The 18,974-nt window shown below is 69.8% G+C and carries 22 protein-coding genes; 13 read left to right on the top strand and 9 right to left on the bottom strand.

What is annotated here, in order from left to right:
• Positions 1–20: 20 nt before the first annotated feature.
• Genes hemA through ppk2 form a run of 6 tightly spaced genes read left to right on the top strand, consistent with a single transcriptional unit; the run spans position 21 to position 4,572 of the window.
• Complete coding sequence (gene hemA / locus E2F49_RS13500) at positions 21–1,334, top strand: glutamyl-tRNA reductase (RefSeq protein ID WP_133394351.1); 1,314 nt, start codon at positions 21–23, stop codon at positions 1,332–1,334.
• Positions 1,312–2,397, top strand: a complete 1,086-nt coding sequence (prfA, locus tag E2F49_RS13495; protein ID WP_133394350.1) for a peptide chain release factor 1 — start codon at positions 1,312–1,314, stop codon at positions 2,395–2,397. The genes hemA and prfA overlap by 23 nt, the downstream gene beginning before the upstream one ends.
• Positions 2,394–2,849 (top strand): GNAT family N-acetyltransferase, encoded by a 456-nt coding sequence (locus E2F49_RS13490; protein ID WP_133394349.1) that lies wholly within the window; start codon positions 2,394–2,396, stop codon positions 2,847–2,849. The genes prfA and E2F49_RS13490 overlap by 4 nt, the downstream gene beginning before the upstream one ends.
• A 54-nt stretch (positions 2,850–2,903) precedes the next feature.
• Complete coding sequence (gene moaB, locus E2F49_RS13485; protein WP_133394348.1) at positions 2,904–3,422, top strand: molybdenum cofactor biosynthesis protein B; 519 nt, start codon at positions 2,904–2,906, stop codon at positions 3,420–3,422.
• A gap of 2 nt (positions 3,423–3,424) precedes the next feature.
• Positions 3,425–3,766 carry a helix-turn-helix domain-containing protein gene (locus E2F49_RS13480; protein WP_055249735.1) on the top strand — a complete coding sequence of 114 codons (342 nt, stop codon included), beginning with the start codon at positions 3,425–3,427 and terminating at the stop codon, positions 3,764–3,766.
• 26 nt (positions 3,767–3,792) lie between these two features.
• Positions 3,793–4,572 carry a polyphosphate kinase 2 gene (gene ppk2, locus E2F49_RS13475; protein WP_133394347.1) on the top strand — a complete coding sequence of 260 codons (780 nt, stop codon included), beginning with the start codon at positions 3,793–3,795 and terminating at the stop codon, positions 4,570–4,572.
• A 4-nt stretch (positions 4,573–4,576) separates the two neighbouring features.
• Here ppk2 and E2F49_RS13470 read toward each other — a convergent pair whose 3' ends face one another.
• Positions 4,577–5,143: a TlpA family protein disulfide reductase gene (locus E2F49_RS13470; RefSeq protein WP_133394346.1), complete on the bottom strand. Its 567-nt coding sequence runs from the start codon at positions 5,141–5,143 to the stop codon at positions 4,577–4,579.
• A complete protein-coding gene (locus E2F49_RS13465; protein ID WP_133394345.1) occupies positions 5,140–6,414 on the bottom strand; it encodes a YihY family inner membrane protein in 1,275 nt (424 codons plus the stop codon). The genes E2F49_RS13470 and E2F49_RS13465 overlap by 4 nt, the downstream gene beginning before the upstream one ends.
• 254 nt (positions 6,415–6,668) lie before the next feature.
• On the opposite strand from E2F49_RS13465, the gene wrbA reads away from it, so the two are divergent.
• The 3 genes from wrbA (at position 6,669) to E2F49_RS13450 (ending at position 8,178) form a co-directional block, all read left to right on the top strand.
• Positions 6,669–7,262, top strand: a complete 594-nt coding sequence (wrbA, locus tag E2F49_RS13460; RefSeq protein WP_133394344.1) for an NAD(P)H:quinone oxidoreductase — start codon at positions 6,669–6,671, stop codon at positions 7,260–7,262.
• Positions 7,259–7,615, top strand: a complete 357-nt coding sequence (locus E2F49_RS13455; RefSeq protein ID WP_133394343.1) for a DUF2069 domain-containing protein — start codon at positions 7,259–7,261, stop codon at positions 7,613–7,615. Before wrbA ends, E2F49_RS13455 begins: the two co-directional genes overlap by 4 nt.
• A gap of 74 nt (positions 7,616–7,689) precedes the next feature.
• A complete protein-coding gene (locus tag E2F49_RS13450) occupies positions 7,690–8,178 on the top strand; it encodes an asparaginase domain-containing protein (RefSeq protein WP_055246777.1) in 489 nt (162 codons plus the stop codon).
• Positions 8,179–8,191: 13 nt separating this feature from the next.
• Here E2F49_RS13450 and E2F49_RS13445 read toward each other — a convergent pair whose 3' ends face one another.
• The 4 genes from E2F49_RS13445 to sufT all read right to left on the bottom strand — a co-directional run bounded on the left by E2F49_RS13445 (position 8,192) and on the right by sufT (position 13,839).
• Positions 8,192–8,635: a hypothetical protein gene (locus E2F49_RS13445; protein WP_133394342.1), complete on the bottom strand. Its 444-nt coding sequence runs from the start codon at positions 8,633–8,635 to the stop codon at positions 8,192–8,194.
• Positions 8,636–8,723: 88 nt separating this feature from the next.
• The gene (locus E2F49_RS16735; protein ID WP_133394341.1) at positions 8,724–11,042 is read right to left on the bottom strand and encodes a pre-peptidase C-terminal domain-containing protein; all 2,319 of its coding nucleotides are present in this window, start codon (positions 11,040–11,042) and stop codon (positions 8,724–8,726) included.
• 131 nt (positions 11,043–11,173) lie between these two features.
• Positions 11,174–12,904: a S8 family peptidase gene (locus E2F49_RS13435; protein WP_133394340.1), complete on the bottom strand. Its 1,731-nt coding sequence runs from the start codon at positions 12,902–12,904 to the stop codon at positions 11,174–11,176.
• A 383-nt stretch (positions 12,905–13,287) separates the two neighbouring features.
• Positions 13,288–13,839 (bottom strand): putative Fe-S cluster assembly protein SufT, encoded by a 552-nt coding sequence (sufT, locus tag E2F49_RS13430; protein ID WP_133394339.1) that lies wholly within the window; start codon positions 13,837–13,839, stop codon positions 13,288–13,290.
• Positions 13,840–13,938: 99 nt separating this feature from the next.
• Here sufT and E2F49_RS13425 point away from each other — a divergent pair, with 99 nt between their 5' ends.
• Complete coding sequence (locus E2F49_RS13425) at positions 13,939–14,352, top strand: hypothetical protein (RefSeq protein WP_055246770.1); 414 nt, start codon at positions 13,939–13,941, stop codon at positions 14,350–14,352.
• Positions 14,353–14,375: 23 nt separating this feature from the next.
• Here E2F49_RS13425 and E2F49_RS13420 read toward each other — a convergent pair whose 3' ends face one another.
• On the bottom strand, positions 14,376–15,767 hold the full coding sequence (locus E2F49_RS13420; protein WP_133394338.1) for an NAD(P)(+) transhydrogenase (Re/Si-specific) subunit beta: 1,392 nt from the start codon (positions 15,765–15,767) through the stop codon (positions 14,376–14,378).
• 25 nt (positions 15,768–15,792) lie between these two features.
• Positions 15,793–16,092: an NAD(P) transhydrogenase subunit alpha part 2 gene (locus E2F49_RS13415; protein ID WP_055246766.1), complete on the bottom strand. Its 300-nt coding sequence runs from the start codon at positions 16,090–16,092 to the stop codon at positions 15,793–15,795.
• 197 nt (positions 16,093–16,289) lie between these two features.
• On the opposite strand from E2F49_RS13415, the gene E2F49_RS13410 reads away from it, so the two are divergent.
• Genes E2F49_RS13410 through E2F49_RS13400 form a run of 3 tightly spaced genes read left to right on the top strand, consistent with a single transcriptional unit; the run spans position 16,290 to position 17,661 of the window.
• Positions 16,290–16,841: an RNA polymerase sigma factor gene (locus tag E2F49_RS13410; protein WP_243713603.1), complete on the top strand. Its 552-nt coding sequence runs from the start codon at positions 16,290–16,292 to the stop codon at positions 16,839–16,841.
• Complete coding sequence (locus tag E2F49_RS13405; RefSeq protein WP_133394337.1) at positions 16,838–17,218, top strand: hypothetical protein; 381 nt, start codon at positions 16,838–16,840, stop codon at positions 17,216–17,218. The genes E2F49_RS13410 and E2F49_RS13405 overlap by 4 nt, the downstream gene beginning before the upstream one ends.
• Before the next feature lie 2 nt (positions 17,219–17,220).
• On the top strand, positions 17,221–17,661 hold the full coding sequence (locus E2F49_RS13400; RefSeq protein WP_133394336.1) for a DUF3106 domain-containing protein: 441 nt from the start codon (positions 17,221–17,223) through the stop codon (positions 17,659–17,661).
• A 193-nt stretch (positions 17,662–17,854) separates the two neighbouring features.
• Here E2F49_RS13400 and E2F49_RS13395 read toward each other — a convergent pair whose 3' ends face one another.
• Positions 17,855–18,967, bottom strand: coding sequence for an NAD(P) transhydrogenase subunit alpha (locus E2F49_RS13395; RefSeq protein WP_133394335.1), 1,113 nt, complete (start codon positions 18,965–18,967; stop codon positions 17,855–17,857).
• Positions 18,968–18,974 lie beyond the last annotated feature (7 nt).

The following is an 18,974-nucleotide window of genomic DNA, read 5'->3' as shown; positions in this document are numbered from 1 at the left end:
GTCCGCAGACACGCCCGCCCATGAGTCTCTTCGCCCTCGGCATCAACCACCAGACCGCGCCGGTCGCCCTGCGCGAACGGGTGGCGTTCGCCGGCGATGCGCTCGATGCGGCGCTGGCGCAGCTGCGTGCGTTGCCGCCGGTGCGCGAGGTGGCGCTGCTGTCGACCTGCAACCGCACCGAGCTGTACGCCGTGTGCGACGACGACGGCGATGCCTTGGCGCACTGGCTCGCGACCCATCCCGGCGACGACGCCGCGCTGGCCGGCGGGTCGCTGCAGGCCTATCTGTACCGCCACCGCGATGCCGATGCTGTCCGGCATCTGTTCCGGGTGGCGACCGGGCTCGATTCGCTGGTCCTCGGCGAGCCGCAGATCCTCGGCCAGGTGAAGCAGGCCTGGGCCAGCGCGCGCGCGGCCGGCACGCTGGGCGGCGAGCTCGACCGTGTGTTCCAGCATGCCTTCGTCACCGCCAAGCGCGCGCGCAGCGAGACACGCATCGGCAACAGCCCGGTGTCGGTGGCCTCGCTCGCGGTCCGCCTCGCGCAGGACTCCTTCGCGCGCCCGTCGGATTCGGCCGTGCTGCTGGTCGGCGCCGGCGAGACGATCGAACTGGCCGCGCGCCATCTGGCCAATGCGAAGGTCAAGCGGTTGCTGATCGCCAACCGCACCTATGCGCACGCGCAGGAACTCGCCGCGCGCCATGGCGGCATCGCCCTGCCACTCGACGAACTCGACCGGCACCTGTTCCTGGCCGACATCGTGTTTTCCGCGACCGCGAGCCGCGAGCCGGTGATCCGTCGCGACCAGGTCGCCGCGGCGTTGGCCGCGCGCAAGCACCGGCCGATGCTGCTGATGGACCTGGCCGTGCCGCGCGACATCGCGCCGGACGTGGCCGAGCTGCGCGACGTGTTCCTGTACACCGTCGACGATCTCGAACGCACGCTCGACGACAACCGCCGCGGACGCCGCGAAGCCGCCGGCGATGCCGAGGCGATCATCGACCTGCAGGTCACGCGATTCGGCGAGTCGGCCGCCGCGCGCGGCCGGCTGGCGCCGGTCAAGCGCCTGCGTGCGCACGGCGAGGCTGTCCGCAGCGAAGTCCTCGCCCGCGCCCGGCAGCAGCTCGCCGCGGGCCAGTCGCCCGACGCGGTGCTGGAACTGCTCGCCCACACCCTGACCAACCGCCTGTTGCATGTGCCGACCGCCGCCCTGCGCGATGCGGCGTTGCGTGGCGACGACACCCTGGCCGACAGTCTCGACGCGCTGCTGCCGTCCGATGCCGTGCTCCCGTTGAACGATCTCCGGACCCCCGATGCTGCCGACCCTGCGCCGTAAGCTCGAAGCGCTGGCCGAACGCCGCGAAGAACTCGAACGCCTGTTGTCCGATCCTGCGACCGTCGCCGACCAGGCGCGTTTCCGCGCGCTCTCGCACGAGTTCTCGCAACTCGAACCGCTGTCGACCGCGCTGGCCGACGAACGCCGCACGCTCGACGACCTCGAGGCCGCGCGTACGTTGCTCGACGATCCGGACATGCGCGAAATGGCGCAGGAGGAAATCGCCGCCGCCGACGCGCGCCTCGAAGCGCTGGAAGCCAAGCTGCTCGCCCTGCTGGTCCCGCGCGACGCGCGCGACGAGGGCGGCCTGTATCTCGAAATCCGCGCCGGCACCGGCGGCGACGAAGCGGCGATCTTCGCCGGCGATCTGTTCCGGATGTACAGCCGCTACGCCGAGCGTCAGGGCTGGCGCATCGACGTGGAATCGGCGAGCCCGGGCGAACACGGCGGCTACCGCGAGATCATCGCCAGCGTCGACGGCGCGGGCGCGTACGCGCGCCTGAAGTTCGAATCCGGCACCCACCGCGTGCAGCGCGTGCCCGAAACCGAGTCCCAGGGCCGCATCCATACTTCGGCCGCGACGGTCGCGATCATCCCGGTCGAGGACGATACGGTGGACATCGTGCTCAATCCCGCCGACCTGAAGGTCGATACCTTCCGCTCGTCCGGCGCCGGCGGCCAGCACGTCAACAAGACCGATTCGGCGATCCGCATCACCCACGTGCCGACCGGCGTCGTCGTCGAGTCGCAGACCGAGCGCAGCCAACACGCCAACCGCGACAAGGCCATGAAGCGCCTGCGCGCGATGCTTGCCGAGGCCGAAGCCGAACGCCGCGCCGCCGCGACGGCCGAGATCCGCAAGCTGCAGGTCGGCAGCGGCGATCGCAGCCAGCGCATCCGCACCTACAACTATCCGCAGGGCCGCATCACCGACCACCGCGTCGAGGGCCTGACCCTGTACGACCTGCCGAATGTGCTCGAGGGCAATGTCGATGCGCTGGTCGATCGCCTGTCGCAGGAACATCAGGCCGATGCGCTGGCGGCGCTGACACGCGGCACATGAGCGGGTCCGGCGTGCGGCGCGCATCGATCGAAGATCTCGACACGGCAGCGGCGCTGTTCGAGCGCTACCGTACCGATTTCGGCCAGGCGCCGTCGCCGGCGCGCAGCCGCGATTTCCTCGCTGAACGTCTGTCGCGGAACCAGTCGGTCCTGCTGTTGGCCGAGGGCGATGCCGGCTTCGTGCAGCTCTATCCGACCTGGTCGTCGGTGCGACTGGCCCGCGTCTGGGTGCTCAACGATCTGTACGTCCTGCCCACGCAGCGCCGCCGCGGTCTCGCGCGCGCCCTGCTGGACGCCGCCGCGGCGTTCGCGCGCGACGACGGCGCGCTGCGCCTGGAACTGGACACCACGCCTGACAACGTCGCCGCGCAGGCGCTGTATCTCGCGGCAGGCTGGGATCATTTCGACGGCAGCCTGCAGTTCCGGCTGCCGCTGCACACGACCGTGGTCTGAGCGCGGATCACACCGGCCACAGACGGCGAACGCGCATCGGGCTAACCTGCGCACATGACCGCCCAATCCGATTTCATTCCGCTCGCCATCTGCGTGCTGACCGTGTCCGACAGCCGCACGCTGGAGACCGACAGTTCCGGCGCCTATCTGGCCGAATCGCTGACCGCCGAAGGCCACCGCGTCGTCGAGCGCGCCCTGCTCCCTGACGACCGCTACGCGATGCGCGCCCTGGTGTCGAAGTGGATCGCCGACCCGGACGTCGACGGCATCCTCGTCACCGGCGGCACCGGCTTTACCGGACGCGATTCCACGCCCGAAGCGCTGCTGCCGTTGCTCGACAAGGAAATGCCGGGCTTCGGCGAACTGTTCCGCGCGGTGTCAGTCGAGGAGATCGGCACGTCCTCGTTGCAGTCGCGCGCGTTCGCCGGCCTGGCCAATGCGACCTTCGTGTTCGCCCTGCCCGGCTCCACCTCCGCCTGCCGCACGGCGTGGGAGAAGATCGTCCGGCACCAGCTCGACGCGCGTACGAAACCCTGCAATCTCGCGACCATCCGGCCCCGCCTGAAGGAGTGACCGTGGCGATCGACCAGACCCTGCGCCTGCTCGCCAAAGCCAGCGGCCTGACCGCGGCGGAAATCGCCGCGGCGATTCCACGCGTTGGCGCGGCGACGGTGTCGGCCTGGATGCGGGGCGAGAAGACACCGGGCCGCGCGCAGCTCGACCAGCTGGCGCGCGCGTTCGGCGTACCGGCCGGCGCCCTGCTGGCGACGCTCGCCGCCACGCTCGATCCCGCGCGCACGAAGGGCGAACACGAATTGCTGGCGGCCTATCGCGCCCTCGGCAGTCGCCAGCAGGGTGCGCTGCTCGAGGTCGCACGCACCATGGCCCAGGCGCCGACCCGCAAGGCGCGCGAGTAAGCACGCCGCTGTCGATGGAGTCCTCGATGAAGCCGCTCAAGCGCAGGGCCTACGAGTCCGCCCTCGAACCGATGCAGATCGAACTGGCCGCGGTGGCGCGCTGGCTGCAGCACAGTGGACGCCGGCTGCTGGTGCTGTTCGAAGGCCGCGACACCGCGGGCAAGGGCGGCGCGATCGAATCGATCGCCGCGCATCTCAATCCGCGCCAGTGCCGCGTCGTCGCACTGCCCAAGCCCAGCGATCGCGAGGCCGGCCAGTGGTATTTCCAGCGCTACGTCGCGCACCTGCCCTCGGCGGGCGAAATCGCCCTGTTCGACCGCAGCTGGTACAACCGCGCCGGCGTCGAATCGGTGATGGGCTATGCCACGCCGCAACAGGTCAGCGCATTTCTCACCCAGGCACCGGCGTTCGAGCAACAGCTCGTCGACGACGGCATCCTGCTGTTCAAGTACTGGCTCGGCTGCGACCAGGCGCAGCAGGAAGCGCGCTTCGCCGAACGTCTGCACGACCCGCTCAAGCGCTGGAAGCTCTCGCCCGTCGACGTCGCCGCGCGTACGCGCTACGACGATTACACGGCAGCGCGCGACGTCATGCTGCGCGCCACGCACACCGCGCACGCACCGTGGACGCTGGTGGATTTCAACGACCAGCAGCGCGGCCGCCTGACCCTGCTGCGCGATCTGCTCGATCGCCTGCCCGACACCGCTGTCGATGCGCCGGGTATCAGGTTCCCGGCGCTCAAGCGCAAGCCGCGGCCCGAGCGCTACGACGTGCTGCCGCCGCTGCCGCCGTTCGTGCCCGACTGAAGGCTCAGGCCTCGACGGCCGGTCCGCCGGCCTTGGCGATCAGCGCCTCGAGACTCTCGGCCGTGACCGGTCCGAGGATCTTCTCGACCACCTGCCCCTCGGGCCCGATCAGATAGGTCATCGGCAGGCCGACCGGCGTGTCGAAATCGGCCGGCGGATCGAAGGTGTCGACGATCGCGATCGGGTAGACCACCGGATGCTTCTGCAGGAAGGCGCGCATGTCGTCGGCCTCGATTTCCTCGTAGGCGAGGCCGACCACCTGCACGTGCTCGCGCATCGCGTCGAGCGCCGAAAGCTCGGGCATTTCCTTCAGGCACGGTGCGCACCACGTCGCCCAGAAATTCACGACCACCCATTGGCCGCGATGTTCGGCGAGGTCGAAGCGGCCGCCGTCGAGCGTGTCGACCTGCAACGACGGATGGGACTTCGAAGGCACCTGTGCAGCCGTCGCACCTGCATCCGTCTGCGTGGCCGGTGCCGCCGGCGCGGCATCGGTGGCTGGGGCCTGTCCGTCCGGCGTACAGGCCGCCAGCAACAGGGCGGATGCGAGGCAGAGGGCGTAGCGGTTCATGCAGAGGTCTCCGGGGACACGTAAAGACTGGCGACCCGCTTCTTGAGCAGGTCGCGCAGGGGAATGCGCAGATCGTCGAGCGCCTGCGCCGACGCCACGCCGAGTGCATCGTCGCGGCATGGCAGATGCGCCTCGGCCACCGGGATGCGCAGATGGCAGGCTTCGTAGAGTTCGCCGACGGTGAGATCGCCCAGATCGCGCGCGAGCAGCCATTCGCCGGTCTCGGCGCGCCGCAGCAGCGCGATCTCCTCGAGCTCGGCGAGCATCTGCTGGACCAGCGTGTCGGTCAGCATCGGCTCGAGTTCCTGGATCTCGTCGCTGTGCAGGCCACGGCCCTGCGTGCGCGCATGTGCGAAGCGGCCGAGCATGCGCAGCAGTCCGTAGAGTTCGTAGCCGCGCGGCAGGCGCATGTGCGCGGGCTGGTAGCGGAACGCCGAGATCGACGACGCGAACGAGGCACCGAGCAGGATCGCCACCCAGCTCAGGTACACCCACAGTAGGAAGATCGGCAGGAACGCGATCTGCCCGTAGATGCGCTCGTACGCATCGAAGCTGCCGAGATACAGGCCGATCGCCCACTTCACGACCTCCGACAGCAGCACCGCCAGCGTCGCGCCGGCGAGCGCATGCCGCCATTGCACGGTGCGGTGCGGCACCACGCGGAAGATCGTCGTGAACGCAGCAAGCTCGATCAGCATCGGCGCCGCCCACAGCATCAGCCCGCGCAGCAGCTGGCCCGACTCGGTGCTGAAGATCTCCAGCGCGAAGAAGCGTGCCGACACCGCGAGGCTGGCCGTGGCCACCAGTGCGCCCAGCGTCAGCACCGTCCAGTAGACGAGGAAACGGCCGAAGGTCGGGCGCGCGGATTTCACCCGCCAGATGCGGTTGAACGTGGTCTCCACGCTCAGCAGCGTGACCAGCACCGAGATCACCAGCGCGATCACGCCGATCGTCGTCAACTGGCCGGTGTTGGTCGACAGCTGCAGCAGCACCGCCTCGACCGCGCGCGCCGAATCGGGCACGAAGTTGGAGAAGATGTAGTCGCTGAGCTGGTCGCGCCACTGGCTGAAGGCCGGGAACACCGCCAGCACGCCGAACACCACCATCGACAGCGGCACCAGCGCGAACACCGTGGTGAACGCCAGTGCGCCGGCGGCTTCGAACAGCCGGTCGTCGAGGAAGCGTCGCCACAGGAACCGCGCGAAGGTCAGCGCGCGCGCGCGGTCCATCGCGCGTTCGCTCCAGCGGGTGAATGTGTCGAGGGGCTCCATCGGCCGAAGCGTAGCAAAGCGCTCCGGAGGTGGATGCATGCGGGAGCCGCTCGACGCAAGGCACTTGCGCGTCATGCCGCCGGCTCTCGACAGACCCATGCCTTGTCACACCGGGTGTCGTGAATCCGCGCTTGCGCCTGCTGTACCGGGGACCTCCCGCGTTCCCCGGAATGACGGCGTTCGGCGTTCGAGGATCAGGCTGCAGTTGCATGCGTGTCAGACTGCGGGCCTCTGTCCGCAATCTCCGTCCACCCATGCCCGACATCCTCGTTCTCTACTACAGCCGCAACGGTTCGGTCGCGCGTCTGGCCCGGCAGATCGCGCGGGGCATCGGCGAGGTCGACGGCATGCAGGCACGGCTGCGCACGGTGCCGCCGGTCGCGGCGGTCACCCAGCAGGCCGCGCCCCCGGTGCCCGAGGACGGGGCGCCCTATGTCGAGCGCGCGGATCTGGCCGAATGCGCCGGCCTGCTGCTCGGCAGTCCGACGCGCTTCGGCAACATGGCCGCGCCGCTGAAGCACTTCCTCGATGGCCTGGGCGCGGAGTGGGCCAGCGGCACGCTGGTCGGCAAGCCGGCCGGCGTCTTCACCTCGACCGCCACGCAGCATGGCGGCCAGGAAGCCACGTTGCTGACGATGCTGGTGCCGCTGTTGCACCACGGCTGCGTGATCTCTGGCATTCCGTACACCGAGCCCGCGCTGACCAGCACGCGTGGCGGCGGCACGCCCTATGGCGCCAGCCACGTCGCCGGGCAGCAGGACGATCCGCAGCCGACCGACGACGAGGCCGTGCTGGCGCGTGCGCTCGGCCGCCGCATCGCGACGCTGGCGGCGAAGCTCGGCGCATGAAGGCGGCCTGGTCGATGTCGCGTGTCGTGCTGGCGATCTCGCTCGCGCTGCTCGCCCTGCTCTACCTGCTGTGGCATCGCGGTGATGCGCATTTCGTCGCCGCCCTGATCGTGTTCGTGGCGCCGCCGCTGCTGCTGCTCGCCGGCGTGCTCGCCGGCCTGCGCGCGGCGCCGCTGCTGTCGGGCATCGCGGCGCTGTTCTGGTTCTCGCACGGCGTCATGTATGCCTGGACCTATCCCGAACTCGGCCTGTGGCCGTGGGCCGGCATCGCGCTGTCGCTGTCGGTCGTGTTCTCGGCCAGCCTGCCCGGCATCCGCGCGCGCTTCGCGCACCGGCGCGCGACCAAGCAATGACCGTCGCCACGGCGAGGTGCGTCGCCCCGGTATCATGGGCGCCCCGCTTCGCTGGCCTGCAGGACCGCATCACGATGGACGAGCTGCTGATCGTCACCACCGGTGGCACGATCGACAAGATCTACTTCGACGACAAGTCGGACTTCCAGGTCGGCGATCCGCAGATCGGACGCATGCTCGAGGAACTCGGCGTCGCGTTCCGCTTCCGGGTGATTCCGATCATCCGCAAGGACTCGCTGCACATCACCGACGAGGACCGCGAGCTGATCCGCGCGACCATCGCCGCGCAGCCCGCACGGCACGTGCTGCTGACCCACGGCACCGACTCGATGGTCGAGACCGCCAAGGTGCTGGCCTCGATCACCGACAAGACGATCATCCTGACCGGCGCGTTGAGTCCTGCGCGGTTCCGCGGCTCGGACGCCGAATTCAACATCGGCACCGCCGTCGGCGCCGTGCAGTCCAAGCCGCCGGGTGTCTACGTGGCGATGAACGGCCGGATCTGGGATCCGCTGAAGGTGCGCAAGAACGTCGAAGCCAACCGCTTCGAACCGATCGGCTGAATGCCTGCGCCGGTCATTCGACCGGCGTGCCGCGCATCCGCATCTCCGGACCCGGACCGATGGTCATGCGACCGTCGGGTTCGGCGTACTGGACGTCGGCGTCCGCGTTCAGGGCGTCGAGCAGGCGCTGCGCCTGTGCGGCGTCGAGCTCGGGCGTGATCGACACGACGTCAGCGCCGACCGCGAGTCGGCGCAACCAGGTCACATCCCCCGGTGAGCCCCTTGCATCGACGATGCCGGCGCTGCGCGCGGTCGCTTCGATGCGGTCGGCGACCAGGGTCGAGTCGCGCTCCGGCGCGGTGCCGGGTACATAGCGGACGATGAAACGCTGCTGCATGGCGCTGGCCTCGCTGGTCGGTCGTGTGGGCGGATCGCCGCCCATCGCGCAGGCCGACAGCAGCAGTGCCGGAACGAAACACGCGGCGCCGAGGCGCCGCGCGAGAAGGTGCTGGAACATGGCCGTCTCCGCGGAGCGCGCTACCTGTCGTTGCGGTCCGCCGATGATGCCTTCACTCCGGGCAGGTCCGGAGTGAAGGCCGGCGATGTCACCAGTTGGCGACCAGCGACGCCCCGTCGAACGCCGTGTAGGCGTTGATCAGCACGTGATAGGTCCCGGCCGCCGGATTGCTGATGGTGCAGGTCTCGTTGTTGCCGGTCAGGTACGGACGGCAGTCGTAGGCCGTCGTGGTCGGCTGCGAGCCGGCGCGGACGTAGAGATCCGCGTCGCCCGAACCGCCGCTCATCGCCACGCGCAGGCTGGCGGTGCCGGCCGGCACCTGGATCGTCCAGAACTGCTGGCTGCCTGCCGCGCCGCTCAGACCGGTCACCGGCACACCATTGCGCAGGCTGCCGTCGCCGCCGCCTTCGCTCGGCGGGTTGTGACGCGCCTGCACGGTGACGTTGGCGAACGCGGACTGGCCGACGACCTTTACGTAGTAGGTACCCGCCTCGACATTGGCGATGCGCACCACCTCGTTGTTGCCCGGACGCTGCGAGACGAAGTCGTAGCTGTCGGCCGAGGGCTCCTCGTCTGCACTGACGTACAGCGAGACGTTGCCGCTGCCGCCGGAGGTGGTGATCGACAGCGGACCGCTGACGTTCTCCGGCACGGTGATGCTGTAGAGCAGCTCCGTGCCGGCCGCGCCCGACAGACCGGGCACCGGCGTACGGTTGGTCAGTTCGATCGCATCGGGGCCGAGGTCGCCCACTTCCACCTGCTGGGTGCGGGTATGGGTGTTGCCCTCGTCGTCGGTGACCGTCAGCGCGACCGAATACACGCCGGCCTCGTCGTAGGTCTTGACCGGATTGGCCTCGGTCGACGTGGTGCCGTCACCGAACGCCCAGGCGTACGAGACGATTTCGCCGTCGTCGCTGGAGGTATCGGTGAAGGTCACGGTCAGCGTGTCGTTGTCGACGGTGAAGTCGAAGCCCGCCACCGGCGCGCCCGGCACACCGCCGCCGTCGGCGCCGATGGTGTCGACGAACTCCGCGCCCGTGCCCGATGCATCGAGCCAGTCGCTCAGACGCGTGGCCGCGGTGCCGCCGCCGGTCCACGAGGTGAACACGCGGCCGTACCAGTCCACGTGGTCGGCGCCGGTCGTGGTGCACGAGGCGTAACCGCCGTGCAGCTGGCCGATGACGCGACCTTCGGGGCTGTAGATCGGCGAACCCGAGGACCCGCCCTCGGTGGTGCCGCGCTGGTTCCACTGCACCCACAGATGCGAGTTGCCGCTTGCGCCCAGATAGCCCTCGACGCGCAGCGGGTTGTCCGAATGCGTGATGCGCTTCTCCGCGACGCGCGGATGGTGGATACCGGTTGCGCCGGCCGGCGCGAGATCGCGGCGGTCCCAGCCCGACCAGCTGAGGTTGAAGCTCTCGTCGGCGGCGTCGTCGAGCTCGAGCAGGGTGAAGTCGGACGCGGCATAGGTCGCGCGGACCACGGCGCCGGTCTGGTTCTGCGCGAGGCTGCCGTCGCCATTGGCGCCGCTCTCGGCGCTGCCCGGGTTGCGGCAGGTCGAGTTCTGGTAGTTCCAGTACACGACGATGCTGGCGGCCGCATCGGCGGTGCCCATGCCGCAGTGGTGCGCGGTGAGGAAGTACATCTTCTGGTCGCCCGCGGTGTTGTTCACCAGCGAGCCGCTGCAGTAGAACGTGCCGAAGCGCGAGTAGGCACCGACGGACGGGATCTCGTCGCGGAACTCGTCGCCGTCCGGGCACACCACGTCGACATTGCAGCTGCCCGACACGCCCTTGGTCTGGGCCAGCGCGCCTTCGCGGGCCAGGCGGCCGAAGCCGACGTAGTCGTGATTGACGCTGGTCAGCCGCAGCTTGAGTTCGCCGACGCGCGCCTTGGGCACGACGACTTCGATCACCGCGTTGTCGCCCGGCACGATCGGCGTCCACAGGCTGCCGCTGGCCTTGTTGTCGGCGGCGGTGAAGGTCTGGATCGCTTCGGGTTTGGCGTTCTTCTGCAGGCCCTCGGGATAGACCAGCAGTCGCGCGCCTTCGGGCAGGTGGAATTCGGAGAAACCGAAGTTCAGCGACAGCGCGTCCTTCGATTCCACGCGCAGGCGCCACACCAGGTTGTCGCCGGCGATCTGGTCCCAGTCGCCGGCGTTGTTCGGCGTCAGGTTCACCGCATGCGGCGTGGCGAAGCGGATCGGGCGCAGCCCCATCGCACGATCCTGCTGCGCGTCCTCGGCACGCAGACGCGCGGCGTCGACCGTCGGCATGCGCTTGAGTTCGACGGTCGTCTCGGACGGCAATCGGTTGTCGAATGCGGCCGGCCGCGCGTCGCGTGTGGCGGCTGCCGCGGCCCCGACCGACAGCGTGCCGGCGGTGATGCAAGCGATGAGTGTCTTCATCCTGTTCCTACCCCTCGTTGGTGACCAGAAAAAGCGGGGCCAGCCATTCGCGGCGTGCCCCGCCGGCGTCAGGCATCACGCTCGATGCCTGCACCTGCCCTTCCTTCCCCGCACTCTCCCCGCGCCCGTCTTCAGTTGTGGCTGGCGCGCAGCGTGACCCCGGAGAACGATGTGTAGCCGCGGACCATCACGTGGTACGTGCCCGCCTGCGGTGTGGCGAACGAACAGCTTTCGGTATTGCCCGTGCGATAGGGACGGCAGTCGTAGCTGGACGTGGTCGGCGCGCTGCCGCGGCGGACGTACAGGTCGGCATCGCCGCTGCCGCCGGAGATCGCGATGACCAGGTTGCGCGCGCCCGAGGGCACGTTGAACGTCCAGGTCCGCGTACTGCCGGCCGCCCCGGAGATGCCGGTGACCGGCACACCGTTCTGCAGACCGCCGGCGCCCGGATCGGGATCGGGGTTGGGCACGGTGCCACCGGTCGCGGCTGCGACCGCGGCCGCCGCATCGACGATGCCCGCGCCGATCGGCTGCGACGGGGTCGACGGGAACGCGCGCGCGGTGCTGGTCAGCAGGGTCTTGATCTGCGCCGGTGTCTTGGCCGGATTGGAGACCGACTGGATTAGCGCGACGACGCCGGCCACGTGCGGCGCCGCCATCGACGTGCCGTCGTAGGACGCGTAGCTCTCGCTGCCCGGCGTGGTCTGCCCGCTGTTGAGCGTGGAGACGATGCCCGAGCCCGGCGCGGAGATCGTGATGCCGGCGCCGTAGTTGGAGAAGCTCGAGCGTGCGCCGGTGCTGGTGTTCGATGCCACCGCGATGACGTTGCTGCAGTTGGCCGGCGAGAAGCCCGACACGTTGGCGTTGCTGTTGCCCGCCGCAATGACCAGCGTGGTGCCGCGGCCGACCGCGCCGTTGATCGCGTTCTGCATCGCGTTGCCGCAGGTGCCCGCGCCGCCGAGGCTGAGGTTGATGACCTCGGCCGGATTGGCGTTGGCCGGCACGCCACTGACCGTGCCGCCGGAGGCCCAGATCACCGCGTCGGCGATGTCGGAGTCATAGCCGCCGCCGCGGCCGAGCACGCGCACCGGCACGACCTTCGATTCCGGCGCCGTGCCCGCCACGCCGATGCCGTTGTTGGTCACGGCCGCGACGGTGCCGGCGACATGCGTGCCGTGCCAGCTCGACGCGCGCCCGTTGTAGTAGTCGCCCGGGTCACTCGGGTCGGCATCACGGCCGCCGCCGTCGCCCGACACGGCCGGGTCGATGATGAAGTCGTAGCCGGGCAGGATGTTCGCGTTGAGATCGCTGTGATTGGTGATGCCGGTATCGAGCACGGCCACCACGGCGCCTGCGCCCTTCGTGGTGTCCCAGGCGGTCGTCGCGCGGATGCCGCCAGCGCCGGTGCCGAAGCCGTACTGGCTGCTGAAGCGCGGATCGTTGGGCGTCCAGAACACCTGGTTGAGACGATCGACCTCGACGAACTCGACGTTCGGATCGGCGGCGATCTGGCGCATCAGCGACTCGGCGTCGGCGCGGTCGAGCTTGCGGCTGGTCCGCACGACGTCGGCGCCCTGCGCCATGCGCCGCAGGTGTTCGACCCGCAACTGCTTGCCGCCGCCACTGACGGTGAGCTTGCCGGCCACCGCGCGGAGCGAGGCGTCGATGGCGGCGGTGTCGACCTGGGCCGCCGCGCCATCCCGGTACTTGACGATGAAGCGGTCGTGGGTGTCGCCCGACTGCAGGCCGCCGAGGTTGAGCCGTTCCGTGGCATGGAGCGACAGCGGTGCGACCGCTGCGAGCGCGAGAGACGTGGCGGCGACGATCAGGCGTCGGCGCGGTGCATGGTGCTGCTTCGACATTCGTGACCCCGGAACGATGGGAAGGCCGCACGGCGGCGGCAGAGTTGGAACGGGATGCATCGCCTACAGGCGTGGTCCGCTCCGCGAGAACGCGGACGTGACGAAACTGACCGCAAACTGACGCTACGCGACACTGCAGTCGATCCACAACGTAAAAAACCGTTAAAAGCGCCGGCGAAAGCGTGCGTTACGTCACAAAGTGACATAACAGGTCATGAATCTGAGACCGAACGCACGCTGAATCCGGCGTGCGCAGGGACCGCCAGGAGGTTGTGTATGCGAGGCGCCGATAACCGGGCGCACGACGACGCCGGCGACGCGATGTGTCACCGGATCAGGAGTCGGGAGCAGACATCGGGCGCGCGGACGGAGCGCCCGGCGGCTTACATCATGCCGGTCTCGAGGCGCGCGGCCTCGGACATCATCGAGCGGTTCCACGGCGGGTCGAACACCAGCTCGACATCGGCCTCGACGACCGTCGGGATCAGTTCGAGCTTGCTGCGCACGTCGTCGACGAGGATGTCGCCCATGCCGCAGCCGGGCGCAGTGAGGGTCATCTTGACCTCGACGCGGCGCTGGCCGTCGTCGGCCGGCTGCACTTCGGCCTCGTACACCAGGCCCAGGTCGACCACGTTGATCGGAATCTCCGGATCGAAGCAGGTGCGCAGCTGGTCCCAGACCATGCGTTCGACCGCGGCGTTGTCGGCGCCGTCGGGGAGCTCCAGCGGCACCGGCGGCTCCTTGCCGATCGCATCGGCATCGCGGCCGGAAATGCGGAACAGGTTGCCCTCGACGAACAGCGTGTAGCTGCCGCCCAGTGCCTGGGTGATGTAGCCGGCACTGCCGGCAGGCAGGGTCACGTGTTCGCCGGCCGGCACGAGGACGGCGGCGCAATCGCGCTCGAAACGGACGGGTTCGCTGCTGCGGGAGTACATGGCCTGGAAGATTGTGGCGAACGGCGGCCACGACAAGTGCTGTCATTGTACTGTCGCGCGCCGGTATGCTGGCCGCCCGTTTCCGCATCGCAGCCTTCCATGCCCGACACCGCGCGCGCCCGGCGCTGGCCGCTGGCGACCGCCCTGCTGCTGCTCGGAAGTGTCGGCATCGCTGCCGCCTGGATCCTGCTGGCCGACACGCGCGGGGCCCAGTCGAGCTGGATGGCGGTGATCGCCGCGCTCGATGCCGCCTGGCTACTCCGACTGGCGCGCGCGCGTCCGGGCGCGGTGCGCGCGATCGCCGGGACCGCGGCGACACTGCTCGCGATCGTCATCGCCAACTGGGGCATCGTCGCCTCCCAGCTCGCCCGGCCGATGGGCATGGTGCCGTGGGAATCGGCGCTCAAGCTGGGCCCGCATCACGCCTGGACGCTGGCGTCGCTGGCGAACTCGAGCGTGGACCTGGCATGGCTCGCGGCCGGCCTGGTGATTGCGGCGGTGCTGTCGCGCTGAGCCCGTCGCTCCGCGCGGCTGCGTCAGTGTCCGCCGCCGTCGAGCGCCTTGAGCTCGGCCACCAGCGCGCCGGCCGCTTCCGCACCGTCGCCGTAGAGCATGCGGGTGTTGTCGGCATAGAACAGCGCATTCTCGATGCCGGCAAAGCCCGTGCCCTTGCCGCGCTTGATCACCACGACGTTCTTCGCCAGCACCACGTCGAGGATCGGCATGCCGTAGATCGGACTCTGCGGGTCGGTTTTGGCGACCGGATTGACCACGTCGTTGGCGCCGATCACCAGGGCGACGTCGGTGTTCGAGAACTCCGGATTCACATCGTCCATGTCGACGATCAGGTCGTAGGGCACCCCGGCCTCGGCCAGCAGCACGTTCATGTGCCCGGGCATGCGCCCGGCCACCGGATGGATGGCGAAGCGCACCTTGACCCCGCGCTCGATCAGCCGCTGGCTCAGCTCCCAGATCTTGTGCTGCGCCTGGGCCACGGCCATGCCATATCCGGGCACGATGACCACGCGCTGCGCATACGCCATCAGTGCCGCGACATCGGCCGCCTCGATGGGCTTTTGGCTGCCCTCGATCGCGGCGCCTCTGCCACTCGCGCTGAAGTTCGAGAACAGCACGCTGGCGATCGACCGGTTCATCGCCTTGGCCATCAGTTTCGTCAGCAGCATGCCGGCCGCGCCGACCATGGTGCCGGCGATGATCAGGGCCTCGTTGCCGAGCACGTAGCCTTCGAGCGCGACCGCCAGACCGGTAAACGCGTTGTAGAGCGAGATCACCACCGGCATGTCGGCGCCGCCGATCGGCAGCGTCATCAGCACGCCCAGCGCCAGTGCGAGCGCGAAGAACGCGACGATCCACGGCAAGCCCAGCGCGTGCACGATCAGGCCCCCGGCGATCAGCGCAGCGACGAACACCGCCAGGTTGAACAGCTGCTGGCCCGGGAACACGTAACGCTTGTCCATGCGCCCGTCGAGCTTGGCCCAGGCGATGACCGAGCCCGACAGCGCGACCGCGCCGATCAGCGCGCCCAGTACCGCCAGCACCAGCGACAGCCGCGGCGGCGCGGCGCCCGTGCCGGACCAGCGCAGCAGTTCGACCGCACCGATCGCTGCTGCCGACCCGCCACCCAGGCCGTTGTAGAGCGCGACCATCTGCGGCATGTCGGTGATCGCGACCTTCTTGCCGGAGATCCACGCGAGCCCCGTGCCCAGCGCGATCGCTACCAGCATCAGGCCGATGTTTTCCAGCCCCGGCACCAGGAACGTGGCCAGCGTCGCCAGCACCATGCCCACGCCGGCCCACTGGATGCCCGAGCGCGCCGTGCGCGGCGAGGCCATGCGCTGCAGGCCGAGCAGGAACAGCGTGGCGGCGACGAAGTAGCTGGCGGCGACGATCATCCCGAGCGTGCTCATGCGCGCGTCTCCGGTGCCGCCGCCATCAGCCGCCCTGCCCCGGCCGGCCGGACGGCTTGAACATCTCGAGCATCCGCTCGGTCACCACGTAGCCGCCGGCCGCGTTGCCGGCGCCCATCAGCACGGCGATGAAACCGATGATCTTCTCGAGCGTGGTGTCGGCGTGGCCCAGCACCAGCATCGCGCCGATCAGCACGATGCCGTGGATGAAGTTCGAACCCGACATCAGCGGCGTATGCAGGATCACCGGCACCCGCGAGATGATCACGTGGCCGGCGATCGCCGCCAGCATGAAGATGTACAGCGCCACGACACCATCGATCATCGCGATTCCCCGGGGCCCCTCGTCCGCATCATAACCGTGCTTGAACGGGGCGCCAGCAGGCGACCACCGGCGGCGTCAACCGCCGCGGCACGCACGCGTTGACCGTGTACAACCCGCCACTGGCGACAACCCCGACGATGGATGGCAGCCACTTCCCCGCCCCGCATGCGTCCGCCGCGCGCGATAGGCTTGGCGACGTGAGCGAATATCCCGACGCGGCCGACGCCGCAGGTCCCGATCTGCCGACGACGCTCGAAGGGTTTCTGGCGAGCGTCGAGCGTCGCGCGTTCCGTTTTGCCGAGCTGGGCCTGCGCCACCGCGACGACGCGCTCGACGCGGTGCAGGACGCGATGACCAAGATGCTCGGCTATCGCGACCGGCCGCCAGGCGAGTGGACGCCGCTGTTCTGGACCGTGCTGCGTAGCCGGATCATCGACGTGCAGCGGCGCCGGACCTTCCGCCTCGGCTGGCTCGGCGACGCGCGGATGCCCGACGGCGAGGAGATCGACTGGGCCGACGACGGCCCCGACCCGTCGCGCAACCACGATGGCCGCGAGGCCTGGGAACGATTGACGGCGGTCCTGCGGCAACTGCCGCGACGCCAGCGCGAAGCGTTCACGCTGCGCGTGCTTGAAGAGTTCGACGTGCCGACCACCGCACGCATCATGGGATGCGGCGAGGGGTCGGTGAAGACCCATCTGTTCCGCGCCCGCGAGGCGCTGCAGAAGCACCTGGAGGAATTTCGATGACCGGCCCGCACGACCAGGACGATGCCGCGCTGCGCGCGCTGTACCGCCATGCGCAGGGCGCCATCAGTCCGGCGACGACCGCGCGCCTGCACCGCGGGCGTCATGCCGCCGCGCAGTCCGCGACGCCCGCGCGACGCGGCTGGGGCCTGCCGCTGGCGACGGGGTTCGCCGCGGTGTGCGCGATGGCGATCGGTGCGCGTGCACTGATGCCGGACGCCGACGTCGCCGCACCTGCCGCCACGCCGGTACTGGCCGCCGCCGACTCGGCCGCGCACCTGGACGAAGGTGTCGCCGAAGCCCTGGCCAGCTACGAAGAATCCCCCGACTTCTATCGCTGGCTCGCCGCCAACGAAACCACCCTGCTCGCTGTGGAGTGACCATGTCAGCGCACTCGTCCCGGATCCTCGTCCCGACCGCCCTGCTGTCGCTGCTGCTCTGCGGCGGCGCGTTCGCCCAGTCGGCGCCCGCGTCCGCCTGGGACCAGCTCACGCCCGCGCAGCGCGAACAGCTCATCAGCCCCATCCGCGAGCGTTACAACAACGCCAGCGCCGAGGACCGCAGCCGCATGCTCGAGCACGCGCGCCGCTGGCAATCGATGACGCCGGCCGAGCGCGCGGAGGCGCGCGAAGGCATGCACAGCTGGAAGCGTCTGCCACCCGAGCAGCGCGAGGAAGCGCGTGCGCTCTACAGCAAGCTGCGCACCCTGCCCGAGGCCGAGCGCGAAGCCCTGCGCGACCGCTGGAAGCAGATGACACCCGAGCAGCGCCGTCGCTGGGCGGCCGAGAACCCCGCGCCGCCGCGGAGTCCCCGCGAGCGCTGATCGACCGCTGTCGACAGGTCAACGCAGTCATGACCGGAGCCCTCCCCCCGCCTGCGGGGGAGGGTCGGGTGGCGCGAACCGTCAATCCTCTTGAACGAAAGGCCGATGCTTGCCGGCTTGCTCGCGAATGGCAGGCTGCGCGACGTGAACGTCCGCCCCCGCAATCGGGGGAAGGCACAAGCACACGCCGCTCTCAGGTTGCCGCGTGCTCCGCAGCGGCTCTCGCCGGCCACACGGTCTTCGCCAGCAATTCGTCGTTCCAGTCCGGCGCCAGTGCGCCTTCGACCAGCAGCAGCTGGGCGAAATTGAACACGTTGCGGGCGAACATCTCGCTCGCGTGGGTGGCGCCCATCGACGCCAGATCCAGCGGCCCGGCAACGGTCACCCCATCGACGTCGCTCGTTTCCCCCGGTCGCGTCGCCTCGCAGTTGCCGCCGCTCTCGGCGGCCAGATCGACGATCACGCTGCCCGGCCGCATGCCCGCGACCATCGCCGCGGTGACGATCTTCGGCGCGGGGCGTCCCGGCACGGCCGCGGTACAGACGAGCACGTCGACGCTCTTGAGATGCTCGCCGAGCCGGCGCTGCTGCTCGGCGCGCTCGTCGTCGGTCAGTGCGCGTGCATAGCCGCCTTCGCCTGCGGCACTGACGCCCAGCTCGAGAAAGCGGCCGCCCAGCGATTCGATCTGCTCGCGCGTTTCCGGACGCACGTCGAAGCCCTCGACCTGCGCGCCGAGGCGCTTGGCGGTCGCGATCGCCTGCAGCCCGGCAACGCCTGCGCCGATCACGAGCACCTTCGAAGGCCGGATCGTGCCGGCAGCGGTCGTGAGCATCGGAAAGAACCGCGGCGCGAGCTGCGCGCCGATCAGCACCGCCTTGTAGCCGGCCATGCCGGCCTGCGAACTGAGCACGTCCATCGCCTGCGCGCGCGTCGTGCGCGGCAGACGTTCGAGCGGAAACGCCAGCAGTCCGCGGGCGGTGATCGCTTCGCCACGCGCACCATCGGCGTCGGGTTGCAGCACCCCGATCACGGCCGCGCCGGCATCGAGCGACTGCAGCCGCGAGGCATCCGGCGGCCGCACGCAGAGCACCAGCGCCGCCCCGGATACGGCCGCGGCCGCGTCATCGACCAGCGTCGCACCGGCTTCGGCGAACGCCGCATCGGAAATGTGCGCGCCGGCGCCGAGGCCGCGCTCCACGCGCACCTGCGCGCCGGCAGCGACGAACTTTCTGCAGGTCTCGGGCGTCAGCGCGACGCGCTGCTCGCCCACCGCGGTCTCACGTGCCACGCCGATCGTCACCGCCATCGACACC

Origin of the sequence: Luteimonas terrae (assembly GCF_004358165.1) — a bacterium.
Taxonomy (GTDB): domain Bacteria; phylum Pseudomonadota; class Gammaproteobacteria; order Xanthomonadales; family Xanthomonadaceae; genus Luteimonas; species Luteimonas terrae.
This window is presented reverse-complemented; position numbering and strand designations above follow the sequence as displayed.

Excerpts from the sequence above, each read along its gene's own strand:
- hemA (WP_133394351.1), top strand. The coding sequence starts at position 21 with ATGAGTCTCTTCGCCCTCGGCATCAACCACCAGACCGCGCCGGTCGCC.
- prfA (WP_133394350.1), top strand. The coding sequence starts at position 1,312 with ATGCTGCCGACCCTGCGCCGTAAGCTCGAAGCGCTGGCCGAACGCCGC.
- E2F49_RS13490 (WP_133394349.1), top strand. The coding sequence starts at position 2,394 with ATGAGCGGGTCCGGCGTGCGGCGCGCATCGATCGAAGATCTCGACACG.
- moaB (WP_133394348.1), top strand. The coding sequence starts at position 2,904 with ATGACCGCCCAATCCGATTTCATTCCGCTCGCCATCTGCGTGCTGACC.
- ppk2 (WP_133394347.1), top strand. The coding sequence starts at position 3,793 with ATGAAGCCGCTCAAGCGCAGGGCCTACGAGTCCGCCCTCGAACCGATG.
- E2F49_RS13470 (WP_133394346.1), bottom strand. The coding sequence starts at position 5,143 with ATGAACCGCTACGCCCTCTGCCTCGCATCCGCCCTGTTGCTGGCGGCC.
- E2F49_RS13465 (WP_133394345.1), bottom strand. The coding sequence starts at position 6,414 with ATGGAGCCCCTCGACACATTCACCCGCTGGAGCGAACGCGCGATGGAC.
- wrbA (WP_133394344.1), top strand. The coding sequence starts at position 6,669 with ATGCCCGACATCCTCGTTCTCTACTACAGCCGCAACGGTTCGGTCGCG.
- E2F49_RS13455 (WP_133394343.1), top strand. The coding sequence starts at position 7,259 with ATGAAGGCGGCCTGGTCGATGTCGCGTGTCGTGCTGGCGATCTCGCTC.
- E2F49_RS13450 (WP_055246777.1), top strand. The coding sequence starts at position 7,690 with ATGGACGAGCTGCTGATCGTCACCACCGGTGGCACGATCGACAAGATC.
- E2F49_RS13445 (WP_133394342.1), bottom strand. The coding sequence starts at position 8,635 with ATGTTCCAGCACCTTCTCGCGCGGCGCCTCGGCGCCGCGTGTTTCGTT.
- E2F49_RS16735 (WP_133394341.1), bottom strand. The coding sequence starts at position 11,042 with ATGAAGACACTCATCGCTTGCATCACCGCCGGCACGCTGTCGGTCGGG.
- E2F49_RS13435 (WP_133394340.1), bottom strand. The coding sequence starts at position 12,904 with ATGTCGAAGCAGCACCATGCACCGCGCCGACGCCTGATCGTCGCCGCC.
- sufT (WP_133394339.1), bottom strand. The coding sequence starts at position 13,839 with ATGTACTCCCGCAGCAGCGAACCCGTCCGTTTCGAGCGCGATTGCGCC.
- E2F49_RS13425 (WP_055246770.1), top strand. The coding sequence starts at position 13,939 with ATGCCCGACACCGCGCGCGCCCGGCGCTGGCCGCTGGCGACCGCCCTG.
- E2F49_RS13420 (WP_133394338.1), bottom strand. The coding sequence starts at position 15,767 with ATGAGCACGCTCGGGATGATCGTCGCCGCCAGCTACTTCGTCGCCGCC.
- E2F49_RS13415 (WP_055246766.1), bottom strand. The coding sequence starts at position 16,092 with ATGATCGATGGTGTCGTGGCGCTGTACATCTTCATGCTGGCGGCGATC.
- E2F49_RS13405 (WP_133394337.1), top strand. The coding sequence starts at position 16,838 with ATGACCGGCCCGCACGACCAGGACGATGCCGCGCTGCGCGCGCTGTAC.
- E2F49_RS13400 (WP_133394336.1), top strand. The coding sequence starts at position 17,221 with ATGTCAGCGCACTCGTCCCGGATCCTCGTCCCGACCGCCCTGCTGTCG.
- E2F49_RS13395 (WP_133394335.1), bottom strand. The coding sequence starts at position 18,967 with ATGGCGGTGACGATCGGCGTGGCACGTGAGACCGCGGTGGGCGAGCAG.